The sequence below is a fragment of the Glutamicibacter sp. AOP5-A2-18 genome (genome assembly GCF_052446055.1).
Lineage (GTDB): Bacteria > Actinomycetota > Actinomycetes > Actinomycetales > Micrococcaceae > Glutamicibacter.
On the sequence record NZ_JBQSVW010000001.1, the window covers coordinates 2,292,536 to 2,307,740 of the forward strand.

Annotated in this window: 12 protein-coding genes and 3 tRNA genes; 6 read left to right on the plus strand and 9 right to left on the minus strand. The window is 54.5% G+C overall.

The window, feature by feature from the left end; all coding sequences use genetic code 11:
* The first annotated feature begins 13 nt into the window (after window positions 1–13).
* The gene (locus tag ACT3RW_RS10975) at window positions 14–757 is read left to right on the plus strand and encodes a pyrimidine reductase family protein (protein WP_444613766.1); all 744 of its coding nucleotides are present in this window, start codon (window positions 14–16) and stop codon (window positions 755–757) included.
* Here the strand turns inward: ACT3RW_RS10975 and ACT3RW_RS10980 are convergent.
* Complete coding sequence (locus tag ACT3RW_RS10980; RefSeq protein ID WP_444613767.1) at window positions 741–1,643, minus strand: diacylglycerol/lipid kinase family protein; 903 nt, start codon at window positions 1,641–1,643, stop codon at window positions 741–743. The genes ACT3RW_RS10975 and ACT3RW_RS10980 overlap by 17 nt on opposite strands.
* Before the next feature lie 114 nt (window positions 1,644–1,757).
* Between ACT3RW_RS10980 and ACT3RW_RS10985 the strand changes: the two genes are divergently transcribed.
* From ACT3RW_RS10985 to ACT3RW_RS10995, 3 genes are all read left to right on the plus strand, one after another.
* Entirely contained in the window at window positions 1,758–2,657 is a 900-nt protein-coding gene (locus tag ACT3RW_RS10985; protein WP_444613768.1) for a J domain-containing protein, read from the plus strand.
* Window positions 2,658–2,701: 44 nt separating this feature from the next.
* Complete coding sequence (locus ACT3RW_RS10990) at window positions 2,702–3,163, plus strand: tRNA (cytidine(34)-2'-O)-methyltransferase (protein ID WP_444613769.1); 462 nt, start codon at window positions 2,702–2,704, stop codon at window positions 3,161–3,163.
* Between the two features lie 123 nt (window positions 3,164–3,286).
* Entirely contained in the window at window positions 3,287–3,853 is a 567-nt protein-coding gene (locus tag ACT3RW_RS10995) for an anti-sigma factor domain-containing protein (protein WP_444613770.1), read from the plus strand.
* A gap of 111 nt (window positions 3,854–3,964) precedes the next feature.
* On the opposite strand, the gene ACT3RW_RS11000 is transcribed toward ACT3RW_RS10995, so the two are convergent.
* From ACT3RW_RS11000 to ACT3RW_RS11015, 4 genes are all read right to left on the minus strand, one after another.
* A complete protein-coding gene (locus ACT3RW_RS11000; RefSeq protein WP_444613771.1) occupies window positions 3,965–4,726 on the minus strand; it encodes a PIG-L deacetylase family protein in 762 nt (253 codons plus the stop codon).
* The gene (locus ACT3RW_RS11005) at window positions 4,723–5,667 is read right to left on the minus strand and encodes an electron transfer flavoprotein subunit alpha/FixB family protein (RefSeq protein WP_444613772.1); all 945 of its coding nucleotides are present in this window, start codon (window positions 5,665–5,667) and stop codon (window positions 4,723–4,725) included. The genes ACT3RW_RS11000 and ACT3RW_RS11005 overlap by 4 nt, the downstream gene beginning before the upstream one ends.
* A 12-nt stretch (window positions 5,668–5,679) precedes the next feature.
* Window positions 5,680–6,501 carry an electron transfer flavoprotein subunit beta/FixA family protein gene (locus tag ACT3RW_RS11010; RefSeq protein WP_444613773.1) on the minus strand — a complete coding sequence of 274 codons (822 nt, stop codon included), beginning with the start codon at window positions 6,499–6,501 and terminating at the stop codon, window positions 5,680–5,682.
* A 189-nt stretch (window positions 6,502–6,690) separates the two neighbouring features.
* The gene (locus tag ACT3RW_RS11015) at window positions 6,691–8,253 is read right to left on the minus strand and encodes a S1C family serine protease (protein ID WP_444613774.1); all 1,563 of its coding nucleotides are present in this window, start codon (window positions 8,251–8,253) and stop codon (window positions 6,691–6,693) included.
* A 260-nt stretch (window positions 8,254–8,513) separates the two neighbouring features.
* Here ACT3RW_RS11015 and ACT3RW_RS11020 point away from each other — a divergent pair, with 260 nt between their 5' ends.
* Both ACT3RW_RS11020 and ACT3RW_RS11025 read left to right on the plus strand, forming a co-directional pair.
* Window positions 8,514–10,580: a TPM domain-containing protein gene (locus ACT3RW_RS11020; RefSeq protein WP_444613775.1), complete on the plus strand. Its 2,067-nt coding sequence runs from the start codon at window positions 8,514–8,516 to the stop codon at window positions 10,578–10,580.
* Between the two features lie 70 nt (window positions 10,581–10,650).
* A complete protein-coding gene (locus ACT3RW_RS11025) occupies window positions 10,651–11,382 on the plus strand; it encodes a PspA/IM30 family protein (RefSeq protein ID WP_131088605.1) in 732 nt (243 codons plus the stop codon).
* A gap of 109 nt (window positions 11,383–11,491) precedes the next feature.
* Here ACT3RW_RS11025 and ACT3RW_RS11030 read toward each other — a convergent pair.
* The 4 genes from ACT3RW_RS11030 to ACT3RW_RS11045 form a co-directional block, all read right to left on the minus strand.
* Window positions 11,492–11,565: transfer RNA gene (locus tag ACT3RW_RS11030), tRNA-Met, on the minus strand.
* Between the two features lie 173 nt (window positions 11,566–11,738).
* A tRNA-Met gene (locus ACT3RW_RS11035) sits at window positions 11,739–11,812 on the minus strand.
* 154 nt (window positions 11,813–11,966) lie between these two features.
* Window positions 11,967–12,040: transfer RNA gene (locus ACT3RW_RS11040), tRNA-Met, on the minus strand.
* Between the two features lie 61 nt (window positions 12,041–12,101).
* Window positions 12,102–15,140, minus strand: coding sequence for a UPF0182 family membrane protein (locus ACT3RW_RS11045; protein ID WP_444613776.1), 3,039 nt, complete (start codon window positions 15,138–15,140; stop codon window positions 12,102–12,104).
* Window positions 15,141–15,205 lie beyond the last annotated feature (65 nt).

A 15,205-nucleotide genomic window follows, 5' to 3' on the forward strand; every position in this document is an offset into this window, starting at 1 on the left:
AGGAGTTCAACCGATGCGAGCCTTGCTACCTGAATCAATCACAAACATCAGCGACGAACAGCTTCTGGAACGCTACAACAGCGAGCAACGCCCCTTTGTGCGCTTCAACTTTGTGAGCAGCATCGACGGAAGCGCCCAGGTTGATGGGCTCTCGGCAGCGTTGGGTTCAGAGGGTGACCATCGAATTTTTGCCCTAATACGTCGGTTGGCCGATGTCATAGTGGTGGGCTCCGGGACTGTTCGTGCCGAAGGCTACGAAGGAGCATTGGTCTCTGCTCAAGACAGCCAATGGAGAACTTCTCACGGGCTGCGCGCACACCCAGCATTGGCAATTATCTCAACAGGCCTAAATTTGGATCCTGACGCCCCCATCTTTACCCAGTCTCCAGTACCGGTCATGGTATTCACCACGGTTGACGTCACCGCCGAACTGCGTCAGTCCTTCGGAGAGGACGTTGAGCTGATCCAGGTCGCACAGCGCGACGGTGGTTGCGACGCCGCCGAGATTGTTGCCTACCTTGATCAACATGATCTGGGATTCATCCACTGCGAGGGCGGGCCTCATATTTTCGGTCAGTTTGCTACAGCCGGCGCCGTTGATTCGGCCTGCGTGAGCTACTCCCCTGTTCTGGTGGCTGGCGAAGGCAAACGCATCACCGCCCACGACAAGGAAACCTTTCAGCAGTTCTCGTTGCACTCCCTCTTTGAGGAAGAGAACATGCTGTTCAGCGACTATCGGATCAACAAATCAGCTTGATGGCCGCAGGGATCACGCGTACTCGAAAGTTTCCTGTACCAACGTATTCCCCGTCTGCGTAGCTATCCTCGCGCGTCTGAATGTGGGCTTCCGTTAGTTGCCTGCTCACCTTCCGCGAATGCTTAGCACCAAGAATGATCTTGGGAATCAGCGGTAGAACGGGAATCAATTTTAAGCCGCGGACCATGGCCAATTCCAATTGGCCATCGCTGAAGTCAGCGGTTGGAAAGAGCCTAATGCCACCGCCCAGTGAACGAATATTGGCGATGCTCGCTGCCAGTGCGGACCCCTCATATCGATATGGTCCTGACTGAACTACGGTGTGGAACCCTTTAAGTTTGGGGAGGCTCAAGGCAATTCCAAGAATGTATCTGAAGGATCCGAGCTGGCGCGGCAAGGCATTTGCCGCAGCATTGATCTTGGCTTCGGCTCCCCATGAAACCGCCCCCAGCGCGTACTTGGGCTGCGGATCGGTAGCCACTTCAAATTGAAGTTCCAGTACATCAACGCCCGTAGTTTCGGTACCAGAGGAACAATATGAAATCACCTTGTCTAACGAGTCTTCAAAGTTACGGTGCCCGGTCATGCGCCACAAATCATTGCCACTGCCAGCGGGGATGATTCCGACCGGCACAGTTGAACCAAGCGCTTGAGGGATCATTCGATGAATTAGCCCGTCTCCCCCAACAATGATCAACGCCTTGTGGGCGTCGGTCAGCGCCGGAAGTTGTGCGTGTTCTGCGAAGCTGGTGTCCAACAGCTCATAGCCAATGCCCCTCTGCTTCAAGGCCGCGGCGCCCTTGCGCGCACGCGCCAGCGCTCTGCCATTGCCCGTTGACGGGTGAAAGACGATGCGGACAATGCTTGGGGCATCATTGGGGGCCATGTACATAAAGATTACTGAGGCAGTCGACACAACCCAAGTACTTGTCAGAATCAATTAGCTAAAATGAGATGCAGCGGCAAGAGGCCGTTGCCGTCGAAAGGATCCCACTGGACCATGAGCATACCGAGCCCGTATGAAATCCTTGGTGTTGCTCCTTCGGCCAGCCTGGAAGAAATCAAAGTAGCTTATCGTCGGGCTGCGCGTGCAACCCACCCCGACCTTGGCGGCAGTGAAGAGAAGTTCAGACAGGTCCAGCAGGCTTTTCAGGATATCTCTGAGTACAACAATCCAATCAGCCACGACCAGACTTTCCAGAAACCCGGCGAGGCACCACGCGCCGGCTTTACCGCTCGCCCGTACGATGAACGACTTCGTACAACACCGCAGCAGCCCAAAGCACAGCTCTCAACACACTACGTCCCCGAGCTGTCGGATGAATCATTCACCTGGCTAAGCCGCACACTCTCAGAGCAAAGAATCCACGGTGAACCACGCAAACGTGGATTGTTCGCTAACCGCTCACGACTCGTACGTGAGGCCAATACGATCAATCTACTCAATAAGAACGTACTCAATGTGCTCCCGGCCGCCCGCTTAGTAAATGGCCTAAATTCCCCACATGGCGGGCAGTATGACCACGTGATTCTTGCCGGATACCGCATGGCCGTCATTAACACGATGACCCTGCCCGAGGGCTACTACTCGTTTGATGGCAGCGTTTTGCGCCATGGAAACAAGATGACGCAACCGCCACAATTCTCAATCTCGTCGCTTCAACGAAGTTTTATGCAGATGAATGTGGTGCCCTTTACCTTGGTGCTCTCCCCCAATGGGAACCGCCATGAACCGGTCATCGAATACCACCGCAACGCTGATCCAACGCTGGCCACCACCCCGAATGTGCTCAATGCTGCAGCACTCATCCGCGAGCTAAAACTCTTCTTGGGATCAGGTCCAACACCAAATGTTGTGGACCGTTTGGCCTTGGCACACCTGCGTGAGGCGATGTACTAACCTCAATGGCGCAATAGCGTGCGAAGAACGCTTAAACTGGTTATGTGTTTCGTATCGTATTCAACGCCCCAGAGATCCCGGGTAATTCCGGTAATGCCATTCGCCTATCCGCTATCACTGGTGCCGAACTGCACTTGGTGAAGCCCCTAGGGTTCAATTTCGAGGACGCAAATCTGCGTCGTGCGGGTTTGGATTACCATGACATGGCTAACGTCACCGTGCATGAGAACCTCGATGCTGCCTTCGAAGCTCTAGGCGAGGGGCGTGTCTTTGCGTTTACCTCCGAGGCAAAAACCGTGTACACCGAGGTAAGCTACGAGCCAAGCGACATCCTGCTTTTCGGCAAGGAGTCGGAAGGACTGAGCGCCGAGGATAAGAAGCACCCGCGGGTTACCGATCTGGTCAGCCTTCCCATGCTGTCCGGACGTCGTTCGCTTAATCTGGCCAACACCGCGTCGATTGCTGTCTATGAAGCGTGGCGTCAGCACGGCTTCGCCGGCGCATAAGCTACCAGTCTTCAACCGCCACGTATACAGCTGTACCTAATCTTTATAAAGTAGGCTCATACTGTGCTTGCAGCTTTGCGAGTATTGAACTGTGCCGACAACATTTCGGGAGAATCCAAGACAATGAACGGTAGCGAACCACAGCACCGCGATGAGCCTCAGGACGACGACCTTGGACTTGATCTGGTGAGCCATGTGGCCAGCAGCTCACCAGCCGAGCGAAAGACCAGGCCCAAGCGCTGGATTTTCATAGTTGTTGGAATTGTTGTTATTGCCGTCGTGGCAGCCGTCCTCATTTCCTTGCTCACTGGCGGGCCTAAAGCATCTAAGGCGTCCAAAGCTAGCGATGCTCAGAGCGTGAACGTGCAGCTCAAGAGCGGTGGCCAAGCTACGCTGAGCACTTCTGAGTCAAAGGACGCCATCGGCGTGGAGCTAGCCTCGTTGCCTCCACTAGATGAATCAGAAAAGTACGTTGCTTGGGCAGTTCATGAATCGGGTAGCGTGTCGGTGATTACTACGAGCTCCGGTGAGGACGAGTCCGCTGGATTCAGCCCCGCAGAAGATGTGATTGCTATTCACATCACGGTAGAAAATTCAAAGATCCCAGCAGCTCCTTCTGAAGATACTGAAGCCTCGGTAGACGTGCCTTTCACTAGGAAGGCTGACGCTCAGAATACCGAAGGTTCCTAATCAAGGATTCAAGCTTTAAACGAATCAGTGCCCGTGGACGGTGTGGGAGAAATTCCCTACCGACCACGGGCACTGTCTTTTGTTCAGGTACTACAGGTTCAAACGCTCCGGCTAAAAACCAGCAATCGTATCGTCAGCATTAACTGCAACTAGGTGGAAAGCCTCTGCAAGCTTTTCATCCGCGAAGTCAGCACGTTGAGCGTTCGCAGTACATTGCTGCACAACAAATCGTTCCATCGCCTCAACATCGGGGTGCTGAGTGAAGTGAGAGCGCAAAGCATCCATCTTCTGGTCAAAGAAATCGGTGATGTCTACAAAACCGTTCTCCCGTTCCTTCGGCGCTCCATAGAGCCACAGCCACGGCACCTTGTAGGCGTCTAGACCTTCGTCGCGAAGCAGCTCAGGATAGGCGAAAGGGTTCTCCACCGCTGGGTAAATGGCACGAGTAACCGCCTCACCACAGGCCAAATGATCAGGATGCGAGCGTTGAATTCGATCCCAGTTCCGTTCAGGATGCATGGCCATCACGATTGTCGGCTTGACCTCACGGATCAGTCTGACAACCTTGCGCAAGACTTCCTGATTGACTTCCAGGAAGCCATCGCGTTCACCTAAGAAATGTACGGTCTGTACACCAACTTTGCTGGCGGCCTGCTTTTGTTCCTGATGACGCAGGGCAGCAGTTTCTGCTGGGTCCCGATCATCAAATCCGCCAGCATCACCGTCCGTCATGATGCAGTACTGAACTTCTACACCGGCTGCGGTGAAGGCCGCGATAGTCCCGGCAGCGCCGAAATCCAAATCATCAGGATGGGCTCCGAAAGCGAGAACTCGCTCGGTGTTGCCACCAATGAATTTTTTCGTATCAATCATGCTTGACGGCGTCGAATCTCATCTGCAGCCTGTGGCAGGACCTTGGCAAGGTCACCGACTATTCCAAAATCAGCAATTTCGAAGACGGGTGCGTCCACGTCTTTGTTGATGGCAATGATGCACTTGCTGGTCTGCATGCCGGCCTTCTGCTGGATAGCGCCAGAAATGCCCGCGGAGATAAATACCTGTGGAGAAACGGTAACACCGGTCTGCCCGATCTGGGCGTCGTGTGAAATCCACCCGGCATCGGTTGCTGCACGCGATGCACCAACGGCGCCGCCCAGTGCGTCAGCCAATTGCTCCACGGCACCGAAGTCGCCGTTCACACCGCGGCCGCCGGCCACAACCACGCGAGCTTCGGTGAGTTTAGGTCGGTCAGAGACAACCTTCTCTTCGGTACCCACGATGCGAACCTTTTCCGCGGCGCTGGTCTCTGTTGCCAGCTCGTTGATGGACACTTCAGCGGCTGCACTCTGCGGTGCATCCTCGATGCTGTTTGGCTTGAGAGTGACAAAGAGGGCTCCGCCGGTAGCCTGCGCCTGGGCGCTGTAGCTTCCTGCCAGTTCGTCCTTGGTGACTACCAAGTCGGCGCTGACGTTGATGGCATCGGTGATGATTGATCCCTCAACGCGCACGGCGATGCGGGCGGCAACTTCACGGTTGAAGTTATCGTTAGCCACCAAGACTACGTCCGCGGTGGACTGCTTCACGGCGGCTTCAAGAACCGAAAGTGAATGCTCTAGGAACGAGGCATGATTAGCCGGTGCAACCAGAAGCTTGGCTACGCCGTAGCTAGCCAGCTGTTCTGCAGTTGCTTGCGAAACCTCTGAGGCCACAGCCACGGTTGGTTCGCCAATGCTGGCGGCAAGGGTCAGAAGCTCACGCTGCGCCTTCGAAGGCGCGTCGGCGAGTTCAGTGAAAAATACTAGTGCTGAAGGCATGTTCAAAATTCCTTAGATCAGCTTTTGTTCGGCCAAGAAATCAACCAGGGCAATTCCAGCCTGGCCGCTGTCGTTGATGACGGTGCCTGCTTCGCGGGCAGGGCGAGCTTCAGCGCTAAGCACAGCAACGCGGGAACCAGCAGCTCCTACAGCTTCGGCGGCCAGCCCAAGATCGGCCACGCTGAGTTCAGTGATGCTCTTTTTCTTGGCAGCCATGATGGCTTTGAAGTTTGGGTAACGAGGATCGTTTGCCTGATCTGTCACGGACAAGACCGCAGGAAGCGCAGCAGCCAAGGTCAGCGTGCTCTCGGCATGATCGCGGCGAATGCTCAATTCGCGGCTTGCACCATCAAAGTCAACGCTCAACGCGTGGGTCAGCTGTGCGAAGTTCAGCCGTTCAGCCAACTGTGCTGGAACGACTGAGGTTTCCGCGTCAGTGGAGGACATTCCCGTAACAACCAAATCAACGTTGCCCACGTGCTCCACCAAAGCTGCCAAAGCCTTGGATGTGACCACGGTATCTGAACCGATCAGCGCTTCATCGTTAAGGTGCATGCCTGAGCTGGCGCCCATCTGCAAAGCCTTCTTGATGGAATTGCTGGCGCTCTTACCACCCATGCTTGCTGCGATGACCTCGTGCCCAGCTGCAAAACCGCCCTGGGATTCAACCAGTGCCACAGCTGCTTCAACCGCGTATTCGTCCAGTTCCGACAAAACGGATTCTGAGCGATCTAAGCGTAATGAGCCAGAATCGATGTGACGATCAAATTGCACATCTGGAACGTGTTTGACCAACACCACTATTTTCAGCGGCGCCGTGTTTTCCTCGGTCATTCGAGCCTTCCTACAAAACTATGGCGCCCATCGGGCCATTGGCACCGACGGACTTTCTTATTCACTAACTATCGTATCGATACATCGAGGGTGACTCGTTGTTTATCGACGAATATGCAGGAAGTGACGCAGGCAAGTTGGTCACTTGCCTGCGTCACTGAATTCACTACGTCTTCATTACGACTTTATTTAGTTATTTGACAAGGTCCCTACGTTGACCTTGGCAGTCTGCTCCTTGCCGTTACGGGTGAAGCGAATTTCAGCCTCGCCGTTGGCGGGGATTTCTCGAATGGCCGCGGTGACTGTCTGCGAATCCTTCACCGAACGACCATTCACACCGGTGATAACATCGCCCTTTTGAAGTCCGGCCTTAGCAGCAGCCGAATCGTCGCTCACGCTGACTACCTGAGCACCAACCGAGAAGGACGAGGCGTTCTGTCCCCCACTGGTATCCGAAGCCTGAGCGGTGACGGTAGCGCCAAGCAAACCGTGGGTAGCCGAGCCATTATCAATCAGTTCTTGGGCAACACGCTTTGCGTAATCAATCGGGATGGCGAAGCCAACACCGATGGAGCCGCCTTCATCACCTGAAGTTGTGCTGGAACCCGAGGATGCAATGGCTACGTTCACGCCAATGATTTCGCCGCTGGAGTTAACCAACGCGCCACCGGAGTTACCGTGGTTGATCGCTGCGTCCGTTTGAATGACGTTGACGTAGATCGAACCGCTGGATTGTTGCTGTTGCTGCTGTTCTTCTTGACCAGGGAACTGGAAGTTGAACTGGTTATCGTCCTGGCTTTCCGATGAACTGCTGTCATCAGGCACGGCCGAAGAAGCAATGGAAATCGTACGGTTGACCGTTGAAATGATTCCGTCGGTCACGGTTCCGCTCAAACCTAACGGTGCACCGATGGCTACGGCGGTGTCGCCGACGTTCAGCTTAGAAGATGAACCCATGGTTGCCGGCACGAGGCCGTCAGCTTCAATGTTGATTACGGCCAAGTCCGACATTGGGTCGGTTCCAACGACCTTTGCAGAATGCACTGTTCCGTCGTTCATCTGAACAGTGATCTTGGGATCTGATACTTCTCCACCAAGGGTAACCACGTGGGTATTGGTGAGGATATTGCCCGACTTATCCAGAACGATGCCCGAACCCGAACCGCTGCTTCCGTTTCCGGAGACCTCGATGGTGACCACGCTTGGGCTAGCTTTGGCTGCGGCCGCGGTAACTTCGGTGACCTTATCAGGATTGTTGATAACAACACCCTGATTTGTGCCTGAATTCGACGATGCGGAGGAGCTACCAGAGTCATCGAGCAAGTAGGTGGTTCCGGCTGCGGTGATGCCACCGACTAAAGCTGCAGCCACCATGCCTGCGATTAGCGTGCTTCCTGCAAAGCGCTTCTTTTCGCGTGGATCCTTCTGCGGAGGAACTGGGTAGGTTGTTTGGGTTCCGGTGCCACCTGCGTAAGGTGCACCGTAGGCCGAACCGTTGCTACCGTACTGTCCTGCACTCTGCTGGCTTTGGTAGCCAGCGGTGCTACTTGGAGCAGCGCTGATTGGCTGAGTGTATGGAGCAGAGGTTTGATTTCCGTCATCCGCTGGCACGTTGGAATTTGCGTCTTCGTTTACGTGTGGGTACCGAGCGGTCGGCTCGCTGGAGCCAGCGCCCGCGCTGCTCGGATCATTTGATGGCCTAGCGGAATCACCCAAGTTGTCTTCGCGTGGCTCATTCGGGGTCTGGCTCATGGCTTGCCTCTTTCGAACTGTCGTTTCTCTTGAGTTCTATTATTCTGCTCTGGTCTGTGGCATCGAATTGTGATGACTTTGTGCTTCCTGTGAGTTAAGTAATCTGCAAGCTGAATGTCATAGACGTGCTTCATTAGGCCAAATAGAATCAATCCTAAGTGTGAATCCAATCATTGGATCCACCAGGTCGGGTACAACTCGATCTTAGTTTGACTTAGCTTTTCGGGCGGGAACAAGACATGGGTATAAAAGCTAGACAAATGATCACTGGTGCAATTGTCGCATCGATAGTTTCGCTAGGTGTAACCGCACCGGCAATGGCCGAGTCCCCGGTTACTATTCCAGCTGGCGACTTTGTCATAGACAATTCCGGAGTCCTCGGATCAGACCAATCCCGCTTGGAAAGCGAAATCAAGGAGCTTCGGGTCGACACCGGAATCAGTCTCTTTGCCATCTACGTTGATGAATTTTCCAATCCCACTGAAGCTGCGAAGTGGGCACAGGCTGTGGCTGAAAAGAAGGGCATGGGTAATTCCTCCGCCATTCTGGTCGTCGCGACCGAAACTCGCCAAGCGTATTTCAGTGGAGCTGAAGGCGGGCCGCTGGCTGCCTCCGATCAAGACCTTTACCGTTCAGATATCGCTCCTGCGCTCAGCAACCTTGACTGGGCCGGAGCAACTGAAGGAGCTGTAGAGGCCATCCGCGATTTCGATAGCGGAGCCAGCACTAGCTCAAGCGAGTCCTCTGCTAGCACTGGTTTCGGTGGCACATTGCTTACCGTCTTGCTGTTGGTCGCCGCCGTAGCCGTCGCGGGATTCTTATTCCTTTCTCGCCGTGGCAAGAAGAACTCCCGTTCACTACCCGGACAGCAGCAGAATAATTACCCAGGCATGCCCGGCGCTCCAGCGCAGCAGCCGCAGATTCCAGTAGAACAGCTTCGATTACAGGCTGACCAATTACTGGTTGCAGCCGATGATTCAATTCGTTCGTCACAGCAAGAGCTCGGATTTGCAGAGGCACAGTACGGAAAGCAGTCCGTTGAGGTCTTCGTTCAGGATCTAGCTAAGGCCAAGGAACATTTGACTGAATCCTTCAGGCTGCAACAACAGCTGGATGATGATATCCCGGATACCGAAGCTGACCAGCGTTCTTGGCTTACCGAGATCATTAATCGTTGCCAGGAAGTCAATCAGTCCTTGCAAGAGCATGCCGATGAGTTCAAACAACTTCGTCAGCTGGAGCAAAACGCCGAGTCACGCATTTCAGAGTTGACGGCTAATCAGCAACCGCTGAATCAGCGTCTTTCGGCACGAGTCGGTGACCTTGAGCGGTTGTCCGCTAAGTATGACGCCAGCGCAGTAAGTCAGGTCAAGGACAACGCTGATCAGGCTGCCGAAAGGTTGACCTTCGCGGCCTCAGCGCTGCAGCAGGCTTCACAGAAGTTGTCGAGTAGCCGTTCCGAAGCCGCCGTCTTAGTGCAAAACGCTGAGGAAGCACAGGATCAGGCCGGCGTACTACTTGAAGCAATTGCCAAAACCGGTGCGGGCTTGGAGCAAGCAGAACAAGATCTCAAGGCAGCCATAGCCTTAGCTGAACGCGATCTTGCACAGGCCAAGGCCACTTTCGCAACTGGGACTAGCTCTGATTTGGCTGGGCCTATTGCTGGCGTAGAGAGCGCGCTGACCAGTGCTCAGCAAGCGGTCGCAGGCGGCAAGTACAACCCGCTGGCCCTGATCACTTTGCTTGATGACGCATCCAAGCCCTTGAACCAGTCGCTGTTGCGACTACGAGATCAAGCGCAACAGGACCAAGCTTCCCGGGATCAGCTGCAGTCACTTCTGCACACCGCAACATCTCGCATCGGCGGTACAGAGGACTACATTCGTGCCCGTCGTGGAGGCGTCCGATCATCGGCTCGTACCCGGCTTGCCGAGGCACAACGAACACTCGATGAAGCCCACGCAATAGCTAACACCGATCCGGGTCGAGCGGTCGCTGCGGCACAACGGGCCATCCAGCTAGCTGACCAGGCCGCGCAGATGGCCGAAAGCGACGTTAGTGGCTTCGGTGATGGCTTCGGCAACGCTGGCTCCATGGGTGGCTATGGCCGCGGCGGTCGAGGCGGCGGAATGTTTGATGGTGTCGGAGGCGCAGTCTTGGGCGGCATCCTGATCAACACAATCCTCGGTGGCGGGCACGGCGGAGGCGGTCATTCAGGTGGCAACGACGGCTTCTTCGGCGGCGGTGGCTTTGGCGGATTCGGCGGCGGCGATGGCGGCGGCTTCGGAGGAGGTGACTTCGGCGGAGGTGGCGGAGGGGACTTCTAGTCCTTCCCGAATTGTTTGACCAGCAGTAATGAAGTACCAGCGATATTTTGACGAACAGAAAGGTCACATCATGACCAAGCAATCAATCTTCGGACGCATTTCACAACTGGCCAAGGCCAACATCAACTCAATTCTGGATTCAGCTGAAGATCCACAGAAAATGATGGATCAGATGGTCCGCGACTACAACGACAATATTGCTGAAGCGGAACAAGCAATTGCGCAGACCATCGGCAACCTTCGCATGCTGGAGGATGACTACCGAGAAGATGAGCAGGCCGTCTCCGAGTGGAGCAACAAGGCTCTAGCCGCTTCCAACAAAGCCGATGAGTTCCGTGCAACAGGCAAGAGCGAGGACGCTTCGAAGTTCGACAACCTGGCTAAGGTTGCCATCCAGCGTCAGATTCAGGCTGAGTCGGAGATGAAGTCTGCTGAACCGACCATCAACTCTCAGCGTGAAATTGTTGAGAAGCTGAAGACTGGTTTGAACCAGATGAAGGAGAAGCGCACCGAGCTGGCTAGCAAGCGGGATGAACTGATCGCCCGTTCTAAGTCAGCCCAGGCGCAGAATCAGGTCAATGAAGCGGTGAAGGCCGTGAACATCATGGATCCGTCGAGCGAGATCGGACGTTTCGAAGACAAGATCCGTCGTGAAGAAGCACGTGTTCGCGGTGCCGCTGAACTTGCCTCATCAAGCCTGGACGCCCAGTTTGAATCTCTGGAGGACCTAGGCGAGCAGACCGAGGTTGAAGCTCGCCTCGCTGCGTTGAAGTCTAAGCAGACCGGAGCAATTGAAGGCTAACCGCTGACAAGCTGATTAGTTCCGATGGTGTGTTGCTGCTGCGCAGTGACACACCATCTTTGGTTAAGCCAAAAATGGAGACCCTCTCGGATCTCCATTTCCACTTTCGTGGCGAGGATAGGATTTGAACCTATGACCTCCGGGTTATGAGCCCGGCGAGCTACCGAACTGCTCCACCCCGCGTCGGTAAATACAACAATACCAATCAGTGAATGACTTGGCCAATTGAGAGCCAGTGGCCTTTGTCACCCCTTAAAAAGAGGGCTTTTACGGCCGCTCCCCTGCCCCCAACAAGATTAGGTCAATCTCGTTAAACCAAAAATGGAGACCCTTTCGGATCTCCATTTCCACTTTCGTGGCGGGGATAGGATTTGAACCTATGACCTCCGGGTTATGAGCCCGGCGAGCTACCGAACTGCTCCACCCCGCGTCGGTAAATACAACATTACCAACTGATGAACTCAATAGCCAATCGAGCGAAGTGACCTTGATCGCAGGCTATTTTCCCGCACCCAGCCGCTCAAAGAGCACCGATGCTTAAACCGAAAAATGGAGACCCTTTCGGATCTCCATTTCCACTTTCGTGGCGGGGATAGGATTTGAACCTATGACCTCCGGGTTATGAGCCCGGCGAGCTACCGAACTGCTCCACCCCGCGATGACTAGACAATTCTTGCATCATCAAGGGGCGAAAGCAAATCGGTGAGCTTACCTACTGGTTAGCCATTCGAGCCTTCAGCAGGCTGCGACGGCTCAGCAGATTCGCTGGCTGCGTTGTCGTCCAGCTTCACTTCTCCATCGACGTCGGTGCCGTTGATGGACGAGTCAGCTTCCATAGCGCGGTTCAAAGCATCTTGCAGTTGCTTCTGAGCTTCACCGTAGGCAGCGAAGTCGCTCTTAGAGAGCGCATCCTGACCCTTGGTGATGGCCTTGTTAGCATCCGAAAGCGCGGTGGAAAGTTTCTGAGCGTCAGACTGAGTTGGCGCCTTTTCACCTTCCGGTGCATCCTTATCCGGTGAGACACCTTCATTCTCACCGGTCACGGCACCTGAGTTACCGCCGAAGACTTCATCCAAAGCCTCCGCGAGGGTATCGGCGAAGCCAACCTGGTCACCGAAGGACACGAGGACCTTACGCAACGTTGGGTAGCTTGTCTGGCCGGAAGACTGAACGTAGACAGGCTGAACGTAGAGGATACCGCCACCGACAGGCAAGGACAGCAGATTACCGTTCTTGACCTCGGAAGCACCTTGACGCAGCAGGTTCAGTTCCTGCGTGACACGGGTGTTGGTATCGAAGTTCTGCTGCGCCTGGCCTGGACCAGGTACGGCAGTGTCACGTGGAAGCTCCAGCAGTCTGAGCTTGCCGTAGTTCTCCGACTTCACGCCGGCAGTAGAACCTGCATCAGCCGAGGCTGAAAGGAATCCAAAGAGCACGTTTCGCTGTTGCCCATTGGACGCTGCTGCAGGGATGAACGTCGAGGTCAGTGAGAACGAGGCCTGATCCTGCGTTGGCATCTTCAATGACATGAAGTAAGGAGGCTGCTTTACACCCGCGGTAGAGGATGTTGGATCATCCGGAACAGCCCAAGCATCGTTAGATTCGTAGAATGCGTCAGGGTTGTCCACGTGATAGGTAGTCAGTACTTCTCGTTGAACCTTGAACATGTCCTCTGGGTAGCGGACGTGTTCAATCAGGTCCGCTGACATGTCTTCCAGCGGCTGCATTGCGGTTGGGAAGACTTTCTGCCAAGACTTCAGAATTGGATCCTCCGTGTCCCAGGCGTAAAGCTTTACCGATCCGTCATAGGCGTCAACGGTGGCCTTGACTGAGTTCCTTAGGTAGTTGACACGACCGCTCAAGGACAGGTCCTGAGCGTTGGTCAGCGAATCGGCTACCGCCGAATCCAGCTGCTTCTGCTGTGCGTAAGGGAAGTCATTTGACGTGGTGTACCCGTCGACAATCCACTGAACACGCCCATCAACGATGGCCGGGTAGGCACTGGAATCCAAGGTCAGGTATGGAGCTACCTTGCTCACACGGTCGCGAGGGTCACGATCGTAAAGGATCTGGGATTCCTCATTAACCTGCTGAGAGAGCAGCAAGTCGGTCGATGCGAACTTCAGTGCGTAAACCAGGCGGTTAAACATATTGCCAATGTTTGGCCCACCTTCGCCGGTAAATGTGTAACGCGTATCTTGGTTTTCACCACCGGTACCTGGACGGTCAAGTTCCTGATCGGTCCAGCCCTCATCAGGCCCGCCAACCACCGAGTACTCAGGTGAATTCTCACCGAAGTAGATACGTGGTTCGTAGTCCTTATCGGTGATCAAGTCACCGGAGGTAGGAATACCACCGAGCATGAAGTCAGGTCGACCACCTGCGGCCACACGATTACCGTAGGCAGCAACAAGTCCATAGCCGTGGGTGTAGTTAATGTGCTGGTTAACCCAGGTGTCGTTCTGATCCACGTTAACTTCACGGGCGGCGATGACGGTGTCTTCCACCTTGCCATCAACCTTGTAGCGATCAACATTCAGGTTCTTTGGGAACGTGTAGTAACCACGGAACTGCTGAAGCTGAGCGAACGCGGTGGAGACCAAGTTCGGATCAAGAAGTCGAATATTGGCAGTGGTCGAGGTTTCCTCGGCCAGTGCGTTCTTCTCCGTGGAAATCTTGGCATCGTAATCAGTGGTCTCAACATCGTCTAGCCCATAGGCAAGACGCGTCATTTCGATGTTCCGATCAATGTAGCTGCGCTCAAGTTCACGCTGGGATGGAACAACCTTGTACTGCTGAACCAAGAATGGGTAAACGCCACTGACCACAATCATGGTGACCACCAGCATGGCAGTACCGATCAGTGGCAAACGCCAACGTCCGTTAACCGCAGCGATAACAAAAACAATCGCAATCAAGACAGCGATAATCGCCAGAATCATCTTCGCAGGAATTACAGCGTGTACATCCTTGTACAGTGCGCCGGCGACACGGCCGGACTGATCAGTCAGGGTCTCATACTGGCCAATCCAGAAATTCACTGCCTGCAAGACCAAGAACACTGCCGCAACAACCGCAGCGTGAACGCGAGCGGCCTTACCGATAGTGATGCCACCACGTTCTTCTACACGGATTCCTCCGTAAAGGTAGTGAGTCAACAGCCCGGCTACACCGCTAAGCAAAACGACAGAGATGAGGAAGCCGTTGATCAGAGCAATGAAAGGAAGCGAGAAAATAAAGAAGCCCAGATCCATGTTGAACTGAGGGTCGTTACTTCCAAAAGGGACCTGGTTGAAGAAGAGCAAAACAGTCTTCCACTGTCCGGCGACAGCCACCGCCGCGAAAATGCCAACAACCAGCGGGATGCCAACCATCAAGAAGCGACGGATTGGTTCCAGCTGGGCTTGGTAGCGCGACATGGTGTCTGGCTGACCCGCGTTAGGTGCATATACCGGGCGGTGCTTGTAGGCACTGCGCATGGAGAACCACATGGGTATAGACATGAAAGCCAAGGCGATCACAAAAATCACAAGCTTCGAAACGCGCTCAGTCCAGTAGACCTGCGAGAATCCAAGCTGGTTGAACCAAAGGATGTCCGCATAGAAATTGGACAAGAAGACGAACACCGCAACTATGATTACCACCGCAAAGATGGTCAAGGTCAACGGCGAAATTTTCTTGCCTGAGGGGCTGGAAGGTCGTTGCGGTTCACGAGGCCTTGGCGGGCCCCCGAACGGACTATCCGATCCATATGACACTATCTATTCCTTACTTTGGGTCCCACAAGCTGATGAGAGCCGTAGAACTCGTATACCTAATTCTT